Annotated in this window: 20 protein-coding genes and 1 other RNA gene; 8 read left to right on the plus strand and 13 right to left on the minus strand. The window is 35.8% G+C overall.

The features are described from left to right. Positions 1–4: 4 nt before the first annotated feature. Together OZP11_RS20975 and OZP11_RS20980 are read left to right on the plus strand one after the other, a co-directional pair. Positions 5–2,443, plus strand: coding sequence for a zinc-dependent metalloprotease (locus OZP11_RS20975; protein WP_281232443.1), 2,439 nt, complete (start codon positions 5–7; stop codon positions 2,441–2,443). Next, positions 2,440–2,961, plus strand: coding sequence for a DUF3347 domain-containing protein (locus tag OZP11_RS20980; RefSeq protein WP_281232444.1), 522 nt, complete (start codon positions 2,440–2,442; stop codon positions 2,959–2,961). Before OZP11_RS20975 ends, OZP11_RS20980 begins: the two co-directional genes overlap by 4 nt. Before the next feature lie 327 nt (positions 2,962–3,288). Here OZP11_RS20980 and ssrA read toward each other — a convergent pair. Next, positions 3,289–3,685: a transfer-messenger RNA gene (gene ssrA / locus OZP11_RS20985) on the minus strand. Between the two features lie 221 nt (positions 3,686–3,906). Then, the gene (locus OZP11_RS20990; RefSeq protein WP_281232445.1) at positions 3,907–5,109 is read right to left on the minus strand and encodes a serine hydrolase domain-containing protein; all 1,203 of its coding nucleotides are present in this window, start codon (positions 5,107–5,109) and stop codon (positions 3,907–3,909) included. A 241-nt stretch (positions 5,110–5,350) separates the two neighbouring features. Between OZP11_RS20990 and OZP11_RS20995 the strand changes: the two genes are divergently transcribed. Further along, positions 5,351–6,553, plus strand: coding sequence for an NAD(P)-dependent oxidoreductase (locus OZP11_RS20995; protein ID WP_281232446.1), 1,203 nt, complete (start codon positions 5,351–5,353; stop codon positions 6,551–6,553). Positions 6,554–6,735: 182 nt separating this feature from the next. Here OZP11_RS20995 and fumC read toward each other — a convergent pair whose 3' ends face one another. After that, a complete protein-coding gene (gene fumC, locus OZP11_RS21000; RefSeq protein WP_281232447.1) occupies positions 6,736–8,121 on the minus strand; it encodes a class II fumarate hydratase in 1,386 nt (461 codons plus the stop codon). Between the two features lie 336 nt (positions 8,122–8,457). Here fumC and OZP11_RS21005 point away from each other — a divergent pair, with 336 nt between their 5' ends. After that, positions 8,458–8,637 carry a hypothetical protein gene (locus OZP11_RS21005; protein WP_281232448.1) on the plus strand — a complete coding sequence of 60 codons (180 nt, stop codon included), beginning with the start codon at positions 8,458–8,460 and terminating at the stop codon, positions 8,635–8,637. 141 nt (positions 8,638–8,778) lie between these two features. On the opposite strand, the gene OZP11_RS21010 is transcribed toward OZP11_RS21005, so the two are convergent. Together OZP11_RS21010 and arsC are read right to left on the minus strand one after the other, a co-directional pair. Then, complete coding sequence (locus tag OZP11_RS21010) at positions 8,779–11,271, minus strand: TonB-dependent receptor (protein WP_281232449.1); 2,493 nt, start codon at positions 11,269–11,271, stop codon at positions 8,779–8,781. Positions 11,272–11,367: 96 nt separating this feature from the next. After that, a complete protein-coding gene (gene arsC / locus OZP11_RS21015; protein WP_281232450.1) occupies positions 11,368–11,712 on the minus strand; it encodes an arsenate reductase (glutaredoxin) in 345 nt (114 codons plus the stop codon). 121 nt (positions 11,713–11,833) lie between these two features. On the opposite strand from arsC, the gene OZP11_RS21020 reads away from it, so the two are divergent. Then, positions 11,834–12,766 carry a CPBP family intramembrane glutamic endopeptidase gene (locus tag OZP11_RS21020; RefSeq protein ID WP_281232451.1) on the plus strand — a complete coding sequence of 311 codons (933 nt, stop codon included), beginning with the start codon at positions 11,834–11,836 and terminating at the stop codon, positions 12,764–12,766. Between the two features lie 7 nt (positions 12,767–12,773). Continuing rightward, positions 12,774–13,814 (plus strand): AMP-binding protein, encoded by a 1,041-nt coding sequence (locus tag OZP11_RS21025; RefSeq protein WP_281232452.1) that lies wholly within the window; start codon positions 12,774–12,776, stop codon positions 13,812–13,814. 89 nt (positions 13,815–13,903) lie between these two features. Here OZP11_RS21025 and OZP11_RS21030 read toward each other — a convergent pair whose 3' ends face one another. From OZP11_RS21030 to OZP11_RS21040, 3 genes are all read right to left on the minus strand, one after another. Beyond that, complete coding sequence (locus tag OZP11_RS21030) at positions 13,904–15,118, minus strand: RsmB/NOP family class I SAM-dependent RNA methyltransferase (protein ID WP_281232453.1); 1,215 nt, start codon at positions 15,116–15,118, stop codon at positions 13,904–13,906. Positions 15,119–15,266: 148 nt separating this feature from the next. Continuing rightward, positions 15,267–17,240 (minus strand): KUP/HAK/KT family potassium transporter, encoded by a 1,974-nt coding sequence (locus OZP11_RS21035; RefSeq protein ID WP_281232454.1) that lies wholly within the window; start codon positions 17,238–17,240, stop codon positions 15,267–15,269. Positions 17,241–17,372: 132 nt separating this feature from the next. Then, on the minus strand, positions 17,373–18,671 hold the full coding sequence (locus OZP11_RS21040) for a hypothetical protein (RefSeq protein WP_281232455.1): 1,299 nt from the start codon (positions 18,669–18,671) through the stop codon (positions 17,373–17,375). Between the two features lie 236 nt (positions 18,672–18,907). Between OZP11_RS21040 and OZP11_RS21045 the strand changes: the two genes are divergently transcribed. Beyond that, entirely contained in the window at positions 18,908–19,966 is a 1,059-nt protein-coding gene (locus OZP11_RS21045; RefSeq protein WP_281232456.1) for a WD40/YVTN/BNR-like repeat-containing protein, read from the plus strand. Between the two features lie 73 nt (positions 19,967–20,039). Here OZP11_RS21045 and OZP11_RS21050 read toward each other — a convergent pair whose 3' ends face one another. The 4 genes from OZP11_RS21050 to OZP11_RS21065 form a co-directional block, all read right to left on the minus strand. Next, positions 20,040–20,492, minus strand: a complete 453-nt coding sequence (locus OZP11_RS21050; RefSeq protein ID WP_281232457.1) for a sensor of ECF-type sigma factor — start codon at positions 20,490–20,492, stop codon at positions 20,040–20,042. Positions 20,493–20,510: 18 nt separating this feature from the next. Further along, complete coding sequence (locus OZP11_RS21055) at positions 20,511–20,924, minus strand: hypothetical protein (RefSeq protein ID WP_281232458.1); 414 nt, start codon at positions 20,922–20,924, stop codon at positions 20,511–20,513. A gap of 33 nt (positions 20,925–20,957) precedes the next feature. Further along, positions 20,958–21,500, minus strand: a complete 543-nt coding sequence (locus tag OZP11_RS21060; protein ID WP_281232459.1) for an RNA polymerase sigma factor — start codon at positions 21,498–21,500, stop codon at positions 20,958–20,960. Between the two features lie 79 nt (positions 21,501–21,579). Beyond that, positions 21,580–22,779 (minus strand): SRPBCC family protein, encoded by a 1,200-nt coding sequence (locus tag OZP11_RS21065; protein ID WP_281232460.1) that lies wholly within the window; start codon positions 22,777–22,779, stop codon positions 21,580–21,582. A 349-nt stretch (positions 22,780–23,128) separates the two neighbouring features. Here OZP11_RS21065 and OZP11_RS21075 point away from each other — a divergent pair, with 349 nt between their 5' ends. Further along, the gene (locus OZP11_RS21075) at positions 23,129–23,509 is read left to right on the plus strand and encodes a nucleoside triphosphate pyrophosphohydrolase family protein (protein WP_281232461.1); all 381 of its coding nucleotides are present in this window, start codon (positions 23,129–23,131) and stop codon (positions 23,507–23,509) included. 58 nt (positions 23,510–23,567) lie between these two features. On the opposite strand, the gene OZP11_RS21080 is transcribed toward OZP11_RS21075, so the two are convergent. Next, positions 23,568–24,638 (minus strand): branched-chain amino acid aminotransferase, encoded by a 1,071-nt coding sequence (locus OZP11_RS21080; protein WP_281232462.1) that lies wholly within the window; start codon positions 24,636–24,638, stop codon positions 23,568–23,570. Positions 24,639–24,641 lie beyond the last annotated feature (3 nt).

Here is a 24,641-nt window from a genome sequence, read left to right on the forward strand (position 1 = left end):
TCCGATGAAAAAATTATTTATTCTGCTCATCATGCTCGCCGCCGGTCAGCATGGTTTTGCACAGACCCCCGAAAAAAAAGCCGACAGCACCAGTACACAGCCAAAAGGCATGCAGCCTTACAATAAGGTAATTACAGACAAAGCCAAAAACAAATCAGGTCTTTTTACGATCAGTCAGGTTGATGCTAAATACTATTTTCAAATTCCTGATAGCTTGTTTAACCGCTATATGCTTGTAGTAACCCGTTTTCTTTCGACTCCGGAAGGCATTGGTGTTTTTGGCGGCGAAAAAGCAAACGAGCAGACTATTTATTTTGAAAAAGGTATTAATAATACAGTTTATTTAAGATCCCTGCAATACAGGCAGGACGTTCGCTCTGCCGATTCGATGCTGGCAAAAGCATTGGCAGGCAGCAGCGAAAATCCAATTGTGGCAGCTTTCCCGATAAAAACAACCAATCCGGATAATCAAAATGTGGTGATTGATGTAACGGATGCTTTCAAAAAAGAAAATGCAATGTTTTCTATTGGAAGTAAGGAAAAAACAGAATATAAACTGACTTCTCTTTCAGACGATAAATCGTTTATTGAAAGTATGGATACCTATCCAATTAATATTGAAGTTAAAACGACCAAAACCTATACAAGTACTACGTCAAGCAGCGGAGGAAATACATTACGTTTAAATACGTCAATTGTACTTTTACCAAAAGACCCAATGCGTAAACGATTCTTTGATGAAAGAGTAGGGTATTTTGCTAATAAATATGTTTTGTTTGATGATGACGAACAGCGTGCTCAGACTAAATATATCGTACAGCGTTACCGTTTGGAACCAAGAGATAAAGATGTTAAGAAATATCTTAAAGGTGAATTGGTAGAACCAAAAAAGCAAATCGTGTATTATATCGATCCTGCTACGCCAAAAAAATGGAGACCGTACTTAATTGCCGGAATCAACGACTGGCAGAAAGCATTTGAAGCGGCAGGATTTAAAAATGCAATTGTAGGTAAAGAATGGCCGGAAAATGATAAAACGATGAGCCTTGAAGATGCAAGGTATTCGGTAGTACGTTATTATGCATCTGAAACGCCAAATGCTTACGGACCAAGAGTGAGCGATCCAAGAAGCGGTGAAATCATCGAAAGCCATGTAGGCTGGTATCATAACGTAATGAAACTGGTACAAAGATGGTACATGATCCAGGCAGGTCCACTGGACCCAAAAGCCAGAAAAATGCATCTTGATGATGAACTGATGGGACAATTAATTCGTTTTGTTTCTTCTCACGAAATAGGACATACTATTGGTCTTCGTCATAATATGGGAGCCAGCAGTGCAACTCCGGTAGAAAAATTAAGAGACAAAAAATGGGTTGAAGCAAACGGACATACCGTTTCTATCATGGATTATGCCCGTTTTAACTACGTTGCGCAGCCAGAAGACAATATCAGTCCGCAGGGAATTTATCCCCGAATTGGGATCTACGACAAATGGGCAGTTAAATGGGGTTACGGCTATTTTCCAAACACAAAAGATGAGTTTGAAGAAGAAAAACTGTTGAGTAAAATGACAACAGATAGTTTGACTAGTAACCCAAGATTATGGTTTGGAGGAGAAGGAAAAGACGAAGATCCGCGCAGCCAGAAAGAAGATTTGGGAGATGATGCGGTACTAGCCAGCGATTACGGAATTAAAAACCTGAAGCGTGTTGTGCCAAACTTGATTCAATGGACATATCAGCCGGATGATGCCTATGATAATTTATCAGATATGCATAAAGCTGTTGTAAAACAATATAGTTTGTACTTGTACCATGTATTGAAATATGTTGGAAACAACTACATCACTAAAAGAACTGTTGATGAAAAAGACGTTGTGTACAAACCAGTTCCCAAAGCAAAAGTTAAAGCCGCGATTGATTATATAGGCCGACAATTGTTTAATCCGCCGTTATGGATGTATCCGCAGGAAATAGATCAATTAATCCCGTTGAAAACAGCAGACCAAATATCAGATCAGCAAAATCAGGTTCTGAATATGCTTTTGAGTTCCGGTATGCTGTACAACATCAGCCTAAAAACCATGCAGTTCGAAGGAGCTTATACCGTTCCTGAATTCTTAAATGATTTACAGCAGACGGTTTGGGTAAAATTTACCGGGAACGAAAAATTAGATTTTTACAGACGAAGCCTGCAGCGCAGTTATGTTGAGAAAATGGGAATGCTTTTATTACCAAAAGAAGTAGAGCCGGGAAAAGCTTTAAATGCAGCGCAGCGCAGTGACATTCGATTATACGGAAAACAGCATCTGGTAAAATTAAGAGCCGATATCGTGAAACTGATGAATGTTTCAACAGGTATAAACAAAGATCATTTCGAAGCCGTTTTGATCGACGTAGATAAAATCATAACAAAATTAAATACAACAACTACTCCATGAAAAAATTATTAGTGACGGCATTTATCTGTTTAAGCACTTTGGTAAATGCACAATTAACATCAAAAGAAGAAGTAGCTCCGGAACTGGCTGCAAAACGTGAAACAGAAAAAAAAGAAATCACGAACAGTTATCTGGCCTTAAAAAACAATTTATTGATTTCGGATAGTCTTGCAGTAGTAAAAGATGCTGCTGCGCTGCAGAAAGCTTTGAAAAATTTCAAGTTCAAAAAACTGACTCTTGATCAAATGAACGAAGCAACGAAAACAAGAAGAGAGATTATTGAATTGGCTGCCGAAGTTGCCGCTACAAAAAACATCAATAAACAGAGAAAAATTTTCATAACACTGTCTGCTAAATTTTGGGATGTGGCACCAAGATTCAAACCAGCCGATACGGCTTTGCATCTTCAGATTTGTCCTATGACCAGCGCAACCTGGTTAAGCGACAGCAAGGAAATCAAAAATCCTTATTATCCAAAAAATATGCTGACTTGCGGCGAAGTAAAAGCAAGTCTATAAGCTAAAGATTGAATTAGTTTGTATAAGTACGGTATTCTGAATAAGGAGCCGTATTTGTCGTTTAAAGTAATTTGGGCTTTACACTTATAACTGGTGGTTTGTCCTAAAATGTCAAACCTCAGGAAAATGGCTGCGATGTCGGGTTTTGAAATTATTGCATCTTTTGAATTTAGGAAGCTGTAAAAAAATCTAATTTAATAATCATTGGTTTTAACCATTTGGACACAATCTAAATCATCGCTCATCTCCCCGAGGATTAAATCTTGGTGTTTTGAATTTAATAGCTGAAATGAAAAAAGCCTGTAAACAAGAAGTTTACAGGCTTTTTTGTGGAGTCGCCGGGAATCGAACCCGGGTCCAAACAAGCAACTAAAGAGCTTTCTACACGCTTATTTCCTGATTGAATTTTCGATGTTAAGCAAGGCCAGAAACAGCCACTCAACACTTATCTTCTTAATTTTCGAAATCCACCCGAAGCTCATGGAGATCTAGGTTTATTTTTACGGTTCCCCTTGACGGAACGCCACAAACCAAGGCTTTCCAGGAGAATCCAGCTTCCCTACCTTGTAGGGACGTGGCTAATCGTACTATGATTCAGATTATGCAGCTAAAGCGTAATTATTTTCGCCGTTTAAAAGTGTGAGATCTTATATTTACGAGCAAGGTCTCAATGCTCGGCGTGCTTACTGTTCAATTCGACTCGCTGTCAAAACCAGTCGACCCCAGAAATAAGTCTGCAAATGTAGACTATTTGAAATTACTTTTTATTAAAATTTTCAGAAAAAATTCTTGTTAGTCGAAAGTCTTAAAGTCGCAAGTCAAAAGTCTTAAAGTCCAATACTTTTGTGTTTATACCATTTTGGTATAAACCTAAACAGCAAAGTAAATATTGGCAAAAGCTTTAAGACTTTATGACTTTCGACTTTAAGACTTTCGACTATTATGTTACTCTTCGTCTTTAAAATTAAAAGGATAATCCCCAAAAATTGGAGCCAGTTTACGAACCGCATACGTGTTTCGGGTCATTTTATTCGAAAGCGCAATAATCGTAACACCTTCATTCATTAAAGTGATGTACGATGAGGTATTTCCGTGCCACCAGCCGTTATGAAAATAATAGTTTTGTCCCGTTTCCCAATTGATCATTCTAATACCCAAACCATAATTTTTGGTTCCTTTGCGCTCATTGCTGTAACCCTGATAAACCTGTTTTAATAATTCAGGTTTTAAAAAATCAGGAGATTGTCTGGCACGGTCAAATTTTAAAAGATCTCTTGCAGTCGAAAATATATTTTTGTCTCCATAAACATTATCCAGATAATCAAAACCAATTTCGACACCATTGCCTTTGTACGACGGAACAATTTTTTTACGGTCTTTATCATCATCAAAAACATATGTATTATCCATTCCCAAAGGTTTAAAAATCATTTCATACATCGCTTCTTTATAACTTAAGCCGGTAATTTTTTCAATAATAAGTGCCAGCATGGCATAATTGGTATTGCAATAACTGAAACGAGTTCCTGTTTTAGCTTCCAAACCAATATTTTTAGTTGCCAGAATATTTAAAATATCTTTATTAGTAAGCTGATTATGTCGGTCCCAAACCGATTTATCCCTGTCTGTAAAATAAGCATAGTTACGCATTCCGGTACGGTGATTCAGCAGCATTCTGATCGTACAGTCCTCGTAAGGGAATGTTTTTAAAATCGTATTTACTTTTTGATCAAGATCTATTTTACCTGCATTTGCCAGTTTTAAAATAGCTGTAGCGGTAATTACTTTACTTACAGAAGCAATTTGTACAGGTGTTTCGGGGGTTATTTTTGTACCTTCATTTTTGTTCGCAAAACCATTGTAACGTTCAAACAAAATCTGTCCGTTTCGGGCCACTAAAAAACTTCCGTTCATAGTGTTATTTGGCCAGTTTTTATTGTAAAAGTGATTAATTCTGCCGGTAACTGAGTTTTTATAAGCCTGAGAAATCTTTTTCTCAGGACCTAATGGTTTCATTCTGGGTAAAGTATCTTCGACTGTGGGTACTGCCGTCTGCTGTGTTTTTTTGTCCTGGCCGCAAGAGCTCAAAATTAGTAGTGAGAAAAGTATTTGTGTTATCTTTGTTTTTTTAAGGAAAATCATTTGCATCGTTCTTTAAAAACAAATATATCGATTTCAATTTTGTCGTTTTCTCAATTTTAAGCTCTGTAATGAGGTTTTTTAACATACTTTTAACGAGTAGTGTTTTTAGTTCTTTGTTTTTCAGCCTGTCACGGTTTCGAAACATTCTAAATAACATTTTGAAAACAAAATTTTAACTATATTTGTTATATTTGAAACAAATAACACTTAAAAAGTTATATTATTAAACTGTCAAAAACCTAATTAAATGAAGTTTGGAATTATAAAAGAAAGAAAAAATCCGCCGGACAGGAGAGTTGTTTTTTCTCCAAATGAGCTCACAAGGCTGAAACAATTGTACCATGATGCTTCTGTAAAAGTGGAAAGCTCTGATATTAGGATCTTTTCGGATGATGAGTATAAAAACATGGGAATTACAGTTACCGATGATGTCTCTGATTGTGATGTGTTATTTGGTGTAAAAGAAGTTCCGGTTGAAAGCTTAATTCCAAATAAATCATATTTCTTTTTTTCGCACACGATCAAAAAACAGCCGCATAACCGAAAATTACTGCAGGCCATTTTAGAAAAGAATATTGATTTATACGATCATGAAACGATTGTAGACGAACATAACCGACGCTTAATTGGTTTTGGAAAATACGCCGGAATGGTGGGAGTTTACAACGGAATCCGCGCTTTTGGGATTAAATTTGAATTGTTTAAACTGCCAAAAGCCGAAACACTTTCGGGAAAAGAAGCCTTGATTATGCATTTAAAACGCATTACAATGCCGGCTTTAAAATTTGTGGTTACGGGAACCGGAAAGGTAGGGAGCGGGGCAAAAGAAATTCTGGATGCCATTAAAGTGAAAGAAATTACAGTAGATAATTATCTAACCAAAAAATATGCACAGGCGGTGTATGTACAGCTTGATGTTTTGGAATACAATAAAAGAAAAGACGGTCAGGTTTTGGATTTTACAGATTTTGTAAATCATCCCGAAGAATACGAATCGGATTTTGAAAGGTTTACGAAAGTTTCGGATATTTATTTTGCCGGACATTTCCACGCCAATAACGCTCCGATGATCCTAACAAAAGAAATGCTGAATGCCAGTGACTGCAAGTTAAAAGTAGTAGCCGATATTTCTTGTGATGTAAATGGTCCTATAGCATGTACCGTTAGATCTTCTACAATTGAAGATCCTTTATATGGTTATTTTCCTTTAGAAGACAGAGAAGTAGATTTTTTCCATCCGGCAGCGGTTGCTGTGATGGCGGTTGATAATCTGCCATGCGAAATTCCAAAAGATGCCAGCGAAGGTTTCGGCGAACAATTTATGGAACACGTAATTCCGGCATTCTTCAACGGTGATAAAGACGGAATCCTAAAAAGAGCCAAGATAACAGAAAAAGGAAAGTTAACTGAACGATTTGCCTATCTGCAGGACTATGTTGATGGGAAGTAGTTTTTTTTGTTTCAGGTTTCAAGTTTCAAGTTAAAAAAAGGAGAAAATTTTAATTTTCTCCTTTTTTTATGGATAGTTCAGTGTTTTCAACCTGAAACCTGAAACCTGAAACCTGAAACCTGAAACCTGAAACCTGAAACCTGAAACCTGAAACCTGAAACCTGAAACCTGAAACAAAAAAACTAAACCATATCTTCCGGCTTCACCCATGCATCAAAATCTTCGGGTGTTACGTAACCTAAACGAACGGCTTCCTCTTTTAAAGTTGTTCCGTTTTTGTGAGCTGTCTGAGCGATTTCGGCTGCTTTGTAATAGCCAATTTTAGTGTTTAAAGCCGTTACAAGCATAAGCGAATTGTCTACTAATTCTTTAATGCGTTTATGATTGGGTTCGATTCCCTGAGCGCAGTGTTCATCAAATGACACGCAGGCATCTCCAAGTAAACGAGCCGATTGTAAAAAGTTAGCTGCCATGACCGGTTTGAAAACATTCAGTTCGTAATGTCCCTGCATACCGCCAACAGCAATGGCCATATCGTTTCCGATAACCTGAGCACAAACCATTGTTAAAGCTTCGCATTGCGTTGGATTTACTTTTCCGGGCATAATAGATGATCCTGGTTCATTTTCAGGAATATGAATTTCACCAATTCCGGAACGAGGTCCAGAAGCCAGCATTCTGACATCGTTTGCAATTTTATTTAAAGAAACAGCCAGCTGCTTTAACGCTCCGTGTGTTTCTACTATGGCGTCATGAGCGGCAAGTGCTTCAAATTTATTCTCGGCAGTAATAAAAGGATGATTGGTGAATTGTGCGATATATTCGGCTACTTTTACATCATATCCCTTTGGGGTATTTAAACCTGTTCCTACTGCGGTTCCGCCCAAAGCGATTTCAGACAAATGTGCCAGAGTATTTTTGAGAGCTTTTAATCCGAATGCGAGCTGTGCTGCGTAACCTGAAATTTCCTGACCTAGAGTTAATGGAGTTGCATCCATTAAATGTGTACGGCCAATTTTTACTACATCTTTATATTCGGCTGCTTTTTTTACTAAAGTGGCGTGAAGTTTTTCAACTCCGGGAATTGTGGTTTCGACTACCATTTTATAAGCTGCGATGTGCATTCCGGTTGGGAAAGTATCGTTTGAAGACTGCGATTTATTTACATCATCGTTTGCTTTGATGAATTGTTCGCCTTCGCCAATTTCAAAACCTTTCAGAACTTGTGCGCGGTTTGCGATTACCTCGTTTACATTCATGTTGCTCTGAGTTCCTGAACCTGTCTGCCAGATTACCAGCGGAAACTGATCGTCTAGTTTTCCTTCCAGGATTTCATCGCAGACCGCTGCAATAGCATCTCTTTTTTCGATTGGCAGAACTCCTAAATCATAATTGGCGTAAGCTGCTGCTTTTTTTAGATAAGCAAAACCTTCAATAATTTCCTGAGGCATTGATCCTGAGTTTCCAATTTTGAAATTGTTTCTTGAACGTTCTGTCTGCGCACCCCAATATTTATCGGCTGGGACCTGAACTTCGCCCATGGTGTCTTTTTCTATTCTGTATTTCATTATGATGTTTGTAAAATGTTATTCGGAAAATGTAAAAATGTCTAATTGTAAATTGAATTTCTTTTGAAAACGATAGTCTTAGCCCTGATGGAAGCGGCATCCTTTTTGTTTTTTCTTTAAAAACAAAAAGATACAGCGAACAGCAGGTTTCTGCTCCTTATAAATAGTTGTTTCAGATTCCTTAAATAATAAGGTTCCGTATTCAGAAAAAACCCTTATTTAAAATGAGTATAAATATACATATAAATGTTATTTCCCGAAAATTGATTTAGATTTTATTGGTGAGAAAAAATATATACCCTACATTTGTGGTAACATTCAAAAATTCCGGAAAACATGTTTGAATTTTCACAGTACTTAGGCTTTTTACTTTTCTTAACCATTCTAACTATAGGGTTTTGGTTAATGTTTTTCTTGGTTGGTTTCGTATCTTATTGGGTTACGGGAGCTAGCTGGGAAATGATCAAAGAGAAAAGAGCTAAAAAAAGACAAGAAGAACAATCTTTTAAATTATAATAGATTGATGTCATAAAAAAAGGACCCGTTTTACGAGTCCTTTTTTTTGTTCCAAAAAATAAATTCCAAATTCCAATTTTGAACTGTTAATAAATTCAATCAATTGGAATTTGGAATTTTTATATTGGGATTTAAAAGATCTTATCCGGGAAATTCGCCGCCTTCACCGCCGCCGTCATTATTTTTCGGAGCGTTTTTATCTCTTTCACCTTTTGGTTTGTTGAAACGGTAGGTGAATGATAAGTTGAACTGACGTTTACGGAACTGGAATTCGCTGTATGAGGTTACATCATCTAAATAGGTGTATGATCTCATTTTTCTGGAATTGAAAATATCACTGATATTAAATGCGATAGTACCTTTGTCTTTTAAGACATCTTTACTAAAAGCTGTATTCATTCCGAACTGACCTAGGTTTTTTCCCTGTGCTGTTTTCTGTTCCCCGTTGTACATTGCGGTTAACTGCCAGTCAATTTTGTACGGAAGAGTCACTTTTGAGTTAATTCTGGCGAACCATGAAGTTGCCTGATTGTCTAAGTTTTGAACAACAAAATTACCTTGTGTATCTGTGTAGCTGTTTTCGCCGGTTGTTTTTAAATTAAAGAAGTTAAAGTTACTGTTCAGTTTCCACCATTTATAGGGTGTGTAATTGAAAGTAAATTCGAAACCAAATTTTTGCTCTTTACCTAAGTTAATAGGTGAACTTTTGATTATTGGAGTACCCGGAATTATCACGCCTGGCGGAGGAGTGACTACTTGGCCCTCAGGAGTTAGAACGTCACCGGTAGGAGATCTTACAAAGCTGAAAACGTCTTTTGTATCTTCAAAATAAGCAGAAGTTGTAAAAGTCAGTTTGTCCCATCTTTTGATGTAGCCAAGGTCATATTTGTCTGTTAAAGAAGGATCTAAATCGGGGTTTCCCTGAAAAATATTGATGTTGCTGGCGTAGTTTACAGCCGGATTCATGAAACGTCCTCTTGGTCTGGATAAACGTTTGCTGTAGCTTGCAGAAACATTGCTTTGATCTGAAATTTCGTAGCTGACAAAAGCACTTGGGAATAAATTATTGTATTTTTTAGTATTAAAGTTGCTGTTGTCTAATAAGTTAACTTCAATATTGGTGTCTTCCCATCTTAGACCGAATAAATAAGAGAATTTATTTACTTTGAAACCATATTGGGTATAAAGCGCGTTAATATTTTCTTTGTATTCGAGCGTATTAGAAAGATTGGTGTTTATATTACCCGCTGCATCGGTAACATTGTATTTATTATTGAGGTCACCAAAACTTCCTTTATAACCGGCTTCGAACTGGCCTCCTTTTCCAAGCGGAAGTACATAATCTGCCTGTAAAAGAACCTGTTTTTGTACCTGATCGTTTAAGGTTGTATCAAATCTTGGCGAATCGGTAATGATACTGTTGTTGTCATCTGTATTTCTAGAAATAGAAAGATCGGCGGTTAATTTATGCCCGTCGTTATTGAAATTTTTGATCAGATTCGATGTAAACTCTACGTTTTCACTTTTCGTATCCCCATTGTTTAAACGATAGGTTGTACCGGTATAAATGCGGTCAGCATCAAAATTATTGTAAGTAATCAGATCGCGTTCTTCTCCGTTATTTTTTTGATAATTAATGGCATTTGTCCAAAATGTTGTTGGTGTAATAGACCATTCAAGTCCGGCTCTTCCGTTGAAACCATTTCGGATTCGTTTGGTATCACGATCTTCATCTATGAATTTAGAAGTAGAACCATCTGTATTAAAATATTCTGAGTTCGTTTTTCCGGCACCTTCGGTAGTTCTGTAGTTGTAGCCTGCCGTAGTAAAGTAATTTAATTTCTCTGTTTTATAGTTTAAATTACCACTTATGCCATATGTTTCCGGTAAACCTGTTGAAGCGATTAAAGTTCCGTTGAAACCTTGATTTTTACCTTTTTTAAGGATAATGTTGATAATTCCTGATCCTCCTTCGGCATCATAACGGGCAGATGGATTGGTAATAACTTCTACTTTGTCAATGGCATCTGCTGGAAGCTGACGTAAAGCTTCGGCCATGTTTATTGCGTTTGAAGGTCTTCCGTCAATTAAAATTCGGATATTATCGCTTCCTCTTAAGCTAACATTTCCTTCAGTATCAACCGTAACCGAAGGTACGTTGTCTAATACATCACTTACAGTTCCGCCTTTTACAAGCATGTCCTGACCTACATTGTAAACCTTTTTATCCAGTTTTATTTCTACGGTAGATTTCTCGGCGCGAACAACTACTTCATTTAACTGCGCCGCATCTTCGGATAAGTTTACGGCTCCTAAATTCGTATCTCCCTGAATGTTTCTTTGTTTGAATTCGGTTGCTTTAAACGAAATGAATTCAACTTTTATATCGTAAGTTCCCGGTGCTACGGCAACTTCAAATTCGCCTTTTGGATTTGTAATTCCTCCTGCAATAACTTTGGTATCGTTGGGTGCCATGATCGAAATGGTAGCATATTCGAGAGGCTGTTTAGTTACTTTTTCGTAAACTTTTCCGGTAACTTTAACTTTGTTTTTTGCTGGTGGTCCCTGCTGTGCGTAAGTGTAAAAACTCGTCAAAATAAGCACAAGCAATACAGCGAAATTGATTTTCTTCATCTTTTTTTTCTGGTTTCTTTTTCTTCTTAGACGGCAAAAATAACTTTTGGTTTAAAGAGAAAGATCACAAAAAAATGTTAAGAGCTTATTTTAGAATCAGTCTAAAAAAGAAGCGACTTTGTCTAAATCCCTGCCAATGATTGCTTTTCCGTCTTTTACAACAATGGGTCTTTCGATTAAAATAGGATTGTCAGCCATTGCTTTAATGATTGCATCATCTGCAAGATTTTTGTCTTTAAAATTTTCAGTCCAGACTTTTTCCTTGGTTCTTACAAGTTCGATAGGTTTTAAATCCAGTTTTTTAAGAAGCTCTTTTAATTCTTCAAATGATGGTGTTTCAGTTAAATACGGGATTATTTCGTATTCTTCTTTAGTGTCTTCAATAAAAGCCAGACAATTTCTTGATTTTCCGCAGCGTGGATTATGGTAGATTTGTATCATTTTTATTATATTTAAGGTGTCCTAAAACAAGGTTTGTTTGCTTACATGGTGTTTTAGTAATAACAAAAATAGGACTTACTGCATTAAATTGAATTCTCATTTCAAAAAAATAAATAAAAATATGTTTTTAGAACAAGGAGTTAACCCCGAAAATAAATTTTGGAAATATCTAATTGGATCCGTTTTTATAATAACCGCCTCATTCATTGGTCAGATTCCTTATTCAGCTGCTGTTCTTCTTAAAAGCTTTAAAGACAAACAGCCGTTTCCCACAAATAATGAAGAAGCCATGCGGATTTTTGAGCCCAATCTGACTTTGTTTCTGGTTATGCTTTCTTTTCTGTTTGCCTTTGCAGGGATTTATTTTGTTGTAAAATATATGCATCATCAGACGATTTTATCTGTAACCACCTCAAGGCAGAAGGTCGATTGGAACCGGATATTCTTCTCGTTTTTTCTTTGGGCGGTTTTTTCGATAATCAGTTTCTTTATTATTTATTTTCAGAAACCGGAAGAGTTTGAATGGAATTTTAATTTAGTTCCTTTTCTAATTTTAGTAGTGGTGGGCAGTATTTTTATTCCGATACAAACCAGTACTGAAGAATACGTTTTTAGAGGATATCTTATGCAGGGTTTTGCTAATCTGGCCAGAAATAAATGGTTTCCGTTACTTATGACCTCGGTAATATTTGGTTCGATGCACATCCTGAATCCCGAAGTAACTAAGATGGGATATGTTATCATGATTTATTATATAGGAACAGGATTGTTTCTTGGTGTTATAACATTAATGGATGAAGGAATGGAACTGGCATTGGGTTTTCATGCCGCTAATAATTTGGTAGGTGCTTTACTTGTAACATCAGACTGGTCTGTTTTTCAAACGCATTCTATATTTAAAGATTTATCAGAACCGTCGGCCGGTGCAGATGTTATTTTACCAGTCGTAGTCGTATATCCTATTTTGCTTTTTATTTTTAGTAAAAAATACAAATGGACCAATTGGAAAGAAAAATTAACCGGTGAGATTACCGCCGCTGAATCCTTAAATTAATTCTATCATGCTGAACTTAACACATAAAAAAGTACATAATTATTTTAAACTGAACGGATATCACCTAAATGCTGCCGATTTGTGCCAGATTGGTTACGGTTATATCAAAGAAGGAGATATTTATGAAAGAGCTATTGGAGAATTTTTTCTCGATTGGTTCGATAAGAAGGATTATATCGAAATGACAACTTCCGGCACAACCGGACTTCCCAAAGTAGTACGGCTTGAAAAACAGGCCATGATTCAGTCGGCATTGGCAACGGGCGATTTCTTTGGTTTAGAACCGGGAAATAAGGCATTGCTTTGCCTGCCAACCCAGTTTATTGCCGGAAGAATGATGCTGGTTCGAAGTTTGATTTTAGGTTTGGAATTAGATATAGTAACGCCAGGAACAGAGCCTTTGGCTTACAGTAACAAGCAATATGATTTTGCAGCAATGGTACCGCTGCAGGTTCAAAATTCAATTGAGAAACTGAGCAATATAAAGAAACTGATTATTGGCGGTGCAAAACTGGACAGCGCTCTAGAAGAGAAACTTTTGCCGCTGAAAACGGAAATCTACGAGACGTACGGAATGACCGAAACCATAACTCATATTGCTGCCAAAAGAATAGGGGAGAAAGCTTTTTCGATTCTGCCAAATGTGAAAATTGAAAAAGACTATCGAGGCTGTCTGGTTATTTACGTTTCATCTATTTCAGAGAATCCAATTGTTACCAATGATTTAGTCGATTTAGTAAGTAATACAGAGTTTGTTTTTCTGGGCAGAATTGATAATGTAATCAATAGTGGCGGAGTGAAGCTGATTCCGGAGCAGATTGAAGCAAAATTGATTGATAAAATTCCGAACCGATTTTTTGTAACCGGTGTTCCGGATACAACTTTGGGTGAGAAATTAATCTTGGTAATAGAAGGGGAGAAATATGATTTTTCTCCTGATTTCTTTGATAATCTGGGAAAATTTGAAAAACCAAAAGAAATTGTTTTTGTTCCGAAATTCAAAGAAAACGAAAACGGAAAACTGCTTAGAAAACCTAGTTTGTTGTAAATTTCAATAGTAAAATAAAAACCCAAATTTCAAGTATTGAAATTTGGGTTTTTAAATATTTAAGTACCAAAATTGGAATTTTAGATACTTTACTTTTTGCGTTCCAATAAAGCCATATAGAATCCGTCAAAACCAGATTCCGAAGCCAGCATTTTGCGGTCTTCTACAAAAGTAAACTGCTGTCCGATTTCGGTTTTTAGGAATTTTTCAACTTGTTCCTGATTTTCTGAAGGTAAAACAGAACAGGTAGCGTACACTAATTTTCCACCTGGTTTTACAATTTTAGAATAACTTTCTAAAACCTCGCTCTGAACTTTACGGATATTGTCGATAAATTCAGGCTGTAATTTCCATTTCGAATCAGGGTTCCTTTTTAAAACCCCCAATCCGCTGCAGGGTGCATCAATTAAAACACGATCTGCTTTTTCGTGTAATTTTTTAATCACCTTTGTGCTGTCAATAATGCGGTATTCGATATTGAAAGCACCGTTTCTTTTAGCTCTTAATTTTAACTGCTTTAATTTGCTTTCATACAAATCCATAGCAATTAACTGACCTTTATTGTTCATTAAGGAAGCCATGTGGAGTGTTTTACCTCCCGCTCCTGCGCAGGTATCTACGACGCGCATTCCTGGTTGTACGTCTAAAAAACCGGCAACTAATTGAGAGTTGGCATCCTGAACTTCAAAAAGACCTTGTTTAAAAGCGTCGGTTAAAAATACGTTTGCTCTTTCTTTTAAAACCAAAGCTTCCGGCTGATCTTTTAAATATTCAGTTTCGATATTTAAATCCATTAAGGTGTTTCTCAGGCTTTCCTTAGTTCCTTTAAGTGTATTGGTTCTTAAAATAACTTTAGCAGGCTGGTTTTGAGCTGCAATTTCTTTGGCCCAAACTTTTTCGCCAAGTTCTTTTACACCGAGTTCATCCATCCAGTCCGGAATAGATTCTTTTAAGGCTCTGTTTTTAGATAATTCATCAAAACGGCCTTTTATTTTTCTTTCGGGAGTTCCTTCCAGCTGTCTCCAGTCCGGGATAGGATATCCTCTCAATACTGCCCAAACGGCAAACATTCTCCATAAATTATCCCTGTCGTATGGTTCTTTTACTTCTGCAATTTCTGCATAAAGACGTTTCCAGCGGACAATTTCGTATATCGTTTCAGCAACAAACTTCCTGTCTGAACTCCCCCAGCGTTTGTCTTTTTTTAATGCTCTGGCTACCACTTTATCTGCATATTCACCTTCATTGAAAATTGCATTCAAAGAATCGATGGTAGTATAAACTAAATTTCTGTGTAATCTCATTTCTAATATTTGAGTTGCAAAGGTACTATTAATTGATTGAAAGTTAAATTTTTAATTCTGATTCTTGATTCAACTTTCGTTTTAAAAGAAAAACACTCTTATAAAGTTTTAAAAGAGTGTTTTCTGAAATTTATTTCTGTTAACGATTTTACTTTGTAATTCTCGTTAAACCGATATTCTCCGGAGCATGAAGCACCATTGGGAATTTTTCTATTTTTACAGAACTGCTGTCTAAACCAAAAGCTCTTTCTTCGGATAAACTCAGCTTTTTAATAAAGAAATACGAGTTCATGATGATGTTTTCATGCCATCTTAAATCGTTGTCGTTTGATAAGAATTTCTCAGACAAAACAAATTTAAAGTCTCCGATAATATTGTTTTTGTTCAAAGATTCGTAACGGCTTGTAATGTCCACTTCACCGCGTTTTACCATATCACGAATTACTTCTCTAAACATTAAGTTGATTTTGGTAGGTTCTCTAAATCCTAAATTAAAATCGATTCTGTAAATATCGTCTTTAGCGATTTCGGTAACCTTATATTGTGTTTTGTAAGGTTCGGTAAGGATATTTACGTGAACAAACCAGTATATGTCAGCTCTTTTTGGACGTTTTTGTAAAATCGAATAGATTACTTTTTCCTCAAGTTCGTCAACACGATTAGCATTGGTCATGTACACTAAATGCGTGGCGTATTTCGGAATCGAAAGGTCTTCGCTCAATTCCATTAAAACCTTTTTGTAATCTTCAATTTTGACCACTTTTGTGTAGTTCTTGTTGATTTTCTTCGCCAGATACCAAATAGTCATTATCGAAATCAGTAAAATGGCAATAATCAGTGTTACATAACCGCCTTCTGCAAACTTAGTAATATTGGCAATCAGGTAACTAAACTCAATTAAAAGATAAACTGTGATAAGCGGTACCATGAAATACAATTTTACACGCTTCATGATTAAGTAGTAATTAAGCAGAATAGTTGTCATAATCATACACAAAATGATAGCAAGACCATATGCATGTTCCATATTTCCTGATTTTTCGAAGTGGAGTACAATACCCACACAGCCAAAGAATAATAACCAGTTGATAGAAGGAATGTATAATTGACCTTTAACCTCCGTAGGATATTTGATTTTTACTTTTGGCCAGAAATTTAGACGCATAGCTTCGTTAATCAAGGTAAACGAACCGCTGATAAGTGCCTGAGAAGCTATAACAGCAGCTAAAGTTGCTACCACAATTCCGAATGGTAAAAACCAATGCGGCATAATTAAATAGAAAGGATTTCCGTTTTCGCCTCCTAATTGCTGTAAAGTACTTCCTTCATGATGTATAAGATAAGCAGCCTGCCCAAAATAATTTAAGACTAAAGTGGCTTTAACAAAAATCCAGCTTATTCGTATATTTTTTCGGCCGCAATGCCCCATGTCTGAATATAAAGCTTCGGCTCCGGTTGTACATAAGAATACAAAGCCCAAAACAAAAAAACCATCCGGATGTATTGATAGTAAATGATACGCGTAATACGGATTTATGGCTTTAATAACCTCAGGGAATTGTGCAATTTGTATTGCTCCTAAAGTTCCCAGCATCGCAAACCATATCAGCATCATAGGAGCGAAAAATTTCCCAACCAGTTTGGTTCCGAATTGTTGTATGGTAAATAAGATGAATAAAATGGTAATTACAATGTAAACAATAGTTTTTGTTTTCATTGTTGGATAAAAGGCCCTGATTCCTTCAACTGCAGATGAAATCGAGATAGGCGGTGTAATAATTCCGTCGGCAAGAAGTGCGCTTCCTCCAATAATGGCGGGAACAATAAGCCACTGAATTTTAGTTTTCTTGACTAAGGCATAAAGTGCAAAAATACCACCTTCGCCATGATTATCTGCACTTAAGGTAATAAGTACATATTTAATTGTAGTTTGTAAAGTCAGTGTCCAAAAAACACATGAAATACCCCCTAATACAATATCGGCATTTATAGTATGGCCGCCAAGAATGGCTTTCATTACATATAACGGAGAAGTACCGATGTCTCCGTAAATTATCCCTAATGTTATCAATAAACCCCCAATAGACAACTTACTATGTAAGTTTTTTTGCGATGCGCTCATGTATATTTTTAATAAAAGACGGATGCAAATTTACTGTTTTAAAACAAATTAGCTGCATTAATAATTAAAAAGATAAAAAAAAGCACAATCCCCAAATTGTGCTTTTAGTTTAAAGTGAAAATTCAATTATCATTATCCTCTTCTTCCGCCTCCTCTTGAACCCGAACCACTTTCTCTTTGAGGCTGGCCGCCTCTTGATTCCTGATTTACTCTTGGAGATTCTGTACGCTGTGTACTTTGAACTCTTGAAGTATTGGTATTAGATCTGCTTTCAGAATAGCTTCTTGGGGCTTCAGTTCTTTGTGCTGGTGCCGGTCTTGAAGCTGCCCTGTTTTCAGAGTAACCTCTTGATGCTTCACCAGACTGAGCAGAAGATCTGTTGCTGTAGCTTCTGTTTTCTGAACGTGTCTGTGGAGCAGTTACAGTCGAGTTGTTTCTGCTGTAATCTGTTCTCTGTGTGTTTTCATTTCTTGCAGGTGTACTTACAGATGCAGAGTTTTCTCTACTTGTGTTTGCTGAACGATTTGTATTGTTATACGTTCTGCCGGAATTTGTGTTAGTATAGCTTCTGTTAGAATTTGTATTGTTGTAGGTTCTGTCAGAAGACGTTCTGTTAGTAGTGTAATTTCTATTTTCTGAAGAAGAAACTCTGTTCGTATTAGAACGGTTTGAACTATACGATCTGTTTGCTGTTCTTCTTTGATCCAGATCATATCTGTTGCTTACATTAGAATGTCTTTCTGCAAAACTATAATTAGGTCTCATTCTTTCATAACCATAAGTACGTCTTGTTTCGTAGATTACAGGCGCTCTATAGCTTCTTCTGGTGTTTACATAAGTATATGTGTTGTGAACATTGATGCACACGTTTACATTATTTCTGTATCTGTAAACCGGATAAGGCGTCCATGCTGTATAATAAGTTGGGTAATATCCCCAATACCATGTTGAATAGTAAGGTCTGTAGTTGGTTACCCAGAAAGAGCTGTATATTACAGGAACTACATTATAAACAGGCTCATATATGTAGTTTGTACCATATAAATAAGAGTTACCTACAATCTGAACACTTACTTTGTTGTAATTGTCTCTTTCTACGTCAATCGTAGCTACGTCCTGATAAACGTCACGATCTAAAACCGCCTGAATAATTACCACGTGGGTTCTGTCTTCTACAGATTCGATTACACGTAAATAATCTACTTCATTATCGCCGTTTAAGTCAAGGTTAGATATTTGATATTTTGGATCGTTTAATCTTCTTTCGAAATCCTGAAGATTGGCTGATTCACCAAACATAGAAGCAACAGCTCTAAGATCTAAATTATCGCTTATGTCTGAGTTTTTTGCATAAACAGTAGCTTGATTTTGTGCTGAACAAGAACCAAAAACTAATGCTGAAAGCGCTATAAAAAGTAGTTTCGTTTTCATGATGAAATCATATTAAATATTAATACTACGAGATATCCAATTACTGTGCCACAAATTTTATTAGGGGTTTGCTTCTGTATAAGTTGTTTGTATTTAGTGTTTTAGCTTTTGTTTGTTAAGGCTCTGTTTTATTATTGTAAAGAAGGGATACAAAAATTATTATTTCTTAAAAAAAGGAAAAGATATTTGAGATGTTATAAATAATTGTATTTTAGCGTTAACCAAAATCTAATTATATGAAAAAAATTATACTATTTTGTGGTGCTTTCGTTTTGTTTGTATCTTTTAAAACGCTTAATGAAAGTAAAAAAGAAATTAATAGTGGTTTTACCTCTATAAAAATAGATACTCTTTTTCAGGATAATATTAGTATAAGGGCCATTGCTGTTGATAAAAACAGAATTTGGTATGGTGCAGATAATTCCCGTTTTGGTTATTTTGATTTAGATAAAAAAGAGAAATTCGAAGAGCGTATTTATCGTGATACACTTAATTTAGAATTTAGAAGCATTGCTCAGACTTCTAAAGATATATTTCTTCTGAGTGTTGGAAATCCGGCAATGCTGTATTCGGTTTCAAAAAAAGACAACAAGTTTAAATTAGTTTACAAAGAAATTCATCCAAAAGTGTTTTACGACAGTATGCAGTTTTGGAATGATAAAGAAGGTATTGCGATTGGAGATCCTACCGAAGATACTTTTTCGATTATTGTAACCCGCGACGGTGGTGAAACCTGGACTAAATTACTTTCGGATAAATTACCAACAAATTCTGTTGGCGAAGCTGCTTTTTCTGCCAGCAATACCAATATTGTTATAAAAGGAAATGATACCTGGCTGGTTTCGGGCGGGAAAAAAGCACGTGTTTTTTATTCTCCTGATAAAGCTAAAACATGGAAAGTTGTAGAAACGCCTATTGTTCAGGGAAAACAAATGACAGGTATTTTTACAGCCGATTTTTACGATTCGAAACAAGGATTTATTGCTGGCGGAGATTATGATCAGCTGGGCAATAAAACAGATAATAAAGCTTTTACTAAAGATGGCGGAAAAACCTGGGAACTAATTGGCCAGGGAATGGGTTTTGGGTATGCGTCTTGTGTACAGTATGTTCCGGGAGGAAACGGAAGAGAGATTATCTGTGTAGGTTCAGAAGGAATTCAGTATTCTCAGAATGGCGGCGAAAACTGGATGCAGCTTTCTACAGATTCAAAACTTTTTACTATTCGTTTTGTAAACAGAAATACAGCAATTGCTGCAGGATATAATAAAGTGGTCCGACTAAACTTTAAATAAATAATAAGAACCCTAAATAATAAAGTAAGTATTATTATATAGGGTTCCTATCGCTGTTGTATGTTGAAAGCAGTTAATTTTTCCCTGCTTTATATTGCTTTAGTAATTTTCGATTAAAATCGTCCTCGGATTTTTTAAGCTTTAGTATTTTTTTTGCCGAAAGCACCTTTTTCAGGTTTGTCATATATTTTTCTCGTAAAACATATAATTCTTTGTCTGTGCTTTCTATTTGAGATAAAAGTGCAGCTGCTTCTTTTTCTGATATAGAGTTTACGGTTTCATCAGTAAGTTTACGCAGATACGTTTTCATTTTTTCATGACGGAGTTCAAACTGTTTGTCATCGTATGCATTATAAATAGGCCAGAATTTCTCTGCTTCTGCTGGTGTAAGTTCCAGTTCTGTAGTTAAAAAAGAAACTTTAAAAGCCTTAATTTTTTCACGTTTTTCATCATCTTTATCGTTTTGGGCATAAAATGAAAAAGTGACTAAAAACAGAAGTAATGCTGCTATATTTTTGATTCTCATATCGTACTATTTTTGTTTTTATTCGGAAATTAAATTTTCAATATTCGGATTAGAAGCTAAAATGTCTTCCAGGGTTTCGTTTTCAAGGGCAACATTTTTATTTAATTTATCAATATCATTTTCGTCCAGTTCCCTAATTATGTCATATTGATTTAAAGTAGACTGATACGCTAAATAGGTTTCCAGAGTTGACTCGTCAAGTTCTTTTGAAGCTTTGTAGTAATGATTTGCCGTTGGGATTAAAAAAGCAATTATAATGGCAGCCGCTGCAGCTATTGAGATTACTTTTTTACGTTTGTAAATCGGAATTACTTTTACTTCTTTTTCCTGTATCTGTTCTAAAACTTTTGCCGAAAAAGCATCAAAATAATGATCGGGTACTTTAAAACCCGATGCTGTTTTCGGTTCGTTTTCTAATTTAAATTCTTTCATAATGTCTATAAGATAAGATTAGTTATAAAAGGTTTAATTTGATGTAACATATAATTCAATTTTTTTTACGGCATGATGATAAGATGCTTTTAATGCACCAACTGATGTTCCTAAAATTTCGGCAATTTCTTCGTATTTTAATTCTTCAAAATATTTCATCTTAAAAACCAGCTGCTGTTTTTCGGGCAGGGTTACAATTGCTTTTTGAAGTTTAAGCTGGATTTCATCGCCGTCAAAATAAACATCTGATTTTAAATTTTCGATGGTTTTATTTTGTAATTCTTCAGAAGTGATGCCTTTTAATTTTGCTTTCTGGTTTAGAAAAGTCAGCGCTTCGTTAGTTGCAATTCGATACATCCAGGAAAAAAGCTTACTCTCTCCTTTAAAGTTTTTTAAGTACTGAAATACTTTTACGAAAGTATTCTGCAGAACATCATCTGTGTCATCATGATTCAAAACAATGTTTCGAATATGAGAATACAAAGGTTTTTGATAATCGGATATAAGTTTTTGAAACGCTGTATTTTGCGTTTTAGGATCTAGTAATTTTTGTATAAACTCCTTTTCGTCGGTCAAACTTCGTCGATTTATCAAACTTTATAATCAGTTAGAATAAAATTTATACAAAAGGTTTAATCAACCTCGAAAAAAAAAATTAAAATTCTGACTGTTCCTCTTCTTGTTTCTCTGCCGGTGGTGTTGTAGCGGCAGGTTTTGGTGCAGCAGGTTTTTGTACGGCAGGCTTTGGTGCTGCAGGTTTTGGTTCGCCAGTTTCTGTTCCGGAATTATATACCTGTCCTGCGGCTGATACTGGGGCAGGTGCTGCAGGAACAACTTTTGGTTTAATTGGGAAATAAATTTCGGTCACTAACTTAGACGGGCTTTTAACGTCTAATTTGCTCACTGCTAAAATTTCCAGATGCGACCATGCCAGTTCCGGAGTAATCTTTTCGTTGTTTATGTAAGCAGTTGTTTTTGCGATTGCTTCAGTAGTATGCGAGTAATCTCCGTTCAGAGTTGTCTTTACAGCATCAAACTCATTTAGTTTTCCGGCTAAAATATCACTTCCGGAGCTAATTGAGATTTCTTTGTTAATTGGTAAACAAATCGAAATTTTTGCCAGACCCCTTGCAGTATCGTAGGTATGATAAATAATGAAAGGTTTTCCGCTTGCGCTTAATCCGTTAGTTTCGCTAAAATGAATAAGTTTCGGAATAACGATTCGGGCGTTTTTGTTGATTTTCGGTATTTCGCTTGTAAAAGTCTGTTTGATATACGGAGTTTCCGTTTTCTTAATCAGCCCGTTTACTTTTATAGTATAGGTTTTGGTTTCGTAATCCAGATTTTTATCAATATTTACAAGGCTTTTTTCAGAGATAGTTCCAATAACCTTATCAGAACCTCCATTAAGGGCAGCATAAATTTTGAATAAGAAACTCATAGTTCCTTTGGCTTTCCAGGTTACTTTTGTTTTTCCTGCCAGCGTGTCTTTAAACGTCCAGATTACATCGCCTTCAGTACCGTCGTATTTCATTTTCTGCTCAATGCTTTCCCCTTCTTTAGTTTTTAGGGTAATGGCGTTTCCTGAACCTTCGCTGCCTGTCCATGAAAAAGAACCTCCCGGACCTGCTGTTTTGTTTGGGAAAGTAAAATGAAGGGTTGAATCTTCAACCGCCCATGATTCAAAATCTTCGTAGTTTCTAAAATCATTAATGTAATTGTAAACTGCTGCTTTTGGCGAATTTATTACTTTGCTTCTTTCTACAGAAAAAATCCCTTTTTGAGTAGCAACAAAAACAGTCAGAGCAACTAGACTTAATAATAGTAATAGAAATAAGTATTTTAGAATCTTCATTGGGTGCAGGTTTTGCGTAAAGTTATAAAATTTTATTGCGAGTCAGGGTAAATAACTGGAAATAAAAAAATAGATTGTGTTATCTCTTTAAAAAGATTTTGATTACAAACAGAATGGCGATAAAAAGAAAAAAAACAAGTAATACTTTGTAATTTCCTTTATAAAAAATCTTGTGAAGTTTAAGATCTTTACGATAAGCAAAAATCATAATGATAACAAATGCGATAAAAAAACAGAGTCCGAATATTAATTGTCCTTGACTAAACATAGATAAAATTATTTTTGGCAAATTTAGAGAATTGTATACGATTTGCTGCTAATTTGGCGGTTCATTTAATAGAATAAAAACATGAAAAAACAACTTGACGCGGTTACTGAATTTCATACGGCATTCAAAATAGGCCACAGCCAGTCTCCAATAGCTGATTTGGGAGAAACTAAAAAACTGCTTCGTTATAATTTAATGAAAGAAGAAAATGAAGAATATCTTGAAGCGGTGCAAAATAATGATCTTGTCGAAATCGCTGATGCTCTTGGTGATATGATGTATATTTTGTGTGGAACAATTATCGAACACGGTTTACAGGATAAAATTGAAGCCGTTTTTGATGAAATCCAACGCAGTAATATGAGTAAATTAGGTGAAGATGGCCAGCCAATTTATCGCGAAGACGGAAAAGTAATGAAAGGTCCAAATTACTTTAAACCAGATTTTTCTAAACTTCTATAAAATTAAAAACCCGATAAATGAAAATCTATCGGGTTTTTGTTTTTATTGTGGTTTTGGATTATTGTACTTTAACTGTCCATCCGTAAGTATCTTCAGAAAGTTTATTTTGAAGATTTGTTAATTTTTCTTTTAAGAAAGAAGCGTAAGAATTCTCGATTGGGGCCATTTCAAAATACTCATCTTTATAAGAGAATCCTTTTATAACACTGATTACGGCAGCAGTTCCTGCGCCAAAAATTTCTTTTAGAGACCCGTTTTTAGCAGCTTCAACTAATTCAGAAACAATTACCGGACGTACTTCAACGTTTAATCCTTCTTTTTCTGCCATTGCGATCAAGCTTTTTCTGGTAATACCATCTAAAATTCTTTCACTTGTCGGAGCAGTTAATAAAGTATCGTTGATTCTGAAGAAAACGTTCATAGTTCCCGCTTCTTCTAATTTTGTATGCGTTGCGTCATCTGTCCAGATAACCTGTTGGAAACCGTCCTTATTAGCCAGATTAGTAGGGTAGAACTGAGCAGCGTAGTTTCCTGCCGCTTTTGCAGCACCGATTCCTCCATTTGCAGCACGGCTGAAATGTTCTGCAATAATTACTTTTACTTCGCCTCCGTAATATGATTTTGCAGGAGAAAGCAAGATCATAAATTTATATTCGTCAGATGGATTTGCGATAACTCCGGGTCCTGTAGCAATCATAAAAGGACGGATGTACATACTTGCTCCGTTTCCTCTCTGGATCCAGTCTTTGTCGATTTTTAATAACTCATTTAAACCTTCCATAAAAACATGTTCCGGAACTTCCGGCATAGCCATACGAACCGCAGATTTGTTGAAACGCTCGTAGTTTTCATCAGGTCTGAACAACCAAACATCATTGTTCTCATCTTTGTAAGCTTTCATTCCTTCAAAAATAGCCTGCCCGTAATGAAAGACTTTTGAAGAAGGATCCATTAAAATAGGAGCATAAGGCTTAATGACCGGAGCCTGCCATTGCCCGTTTTTGTAATCACATTCTAATAAATGGTCTGTAAATACAGCACCAAAACTTAAGTTTTCAAAGTCTACAGAGCTTATCTTAGACGAATCAGCTTTTCTGATCTCAATTTTGCTAGTTTGAGTTGTACTCATAAT

The sequence above is a fragment of the Flavobacterium gelatinilyticum genome, from assembly GCF_027111295.1.
Classification (GTDB): domain Bacteria; phylum Bacteroidota; class Bacteroidia; order Flavobacteriales; family Flavobacteriaceae; genus Flavobacterium; species Flavobacterium gelatinilyticum.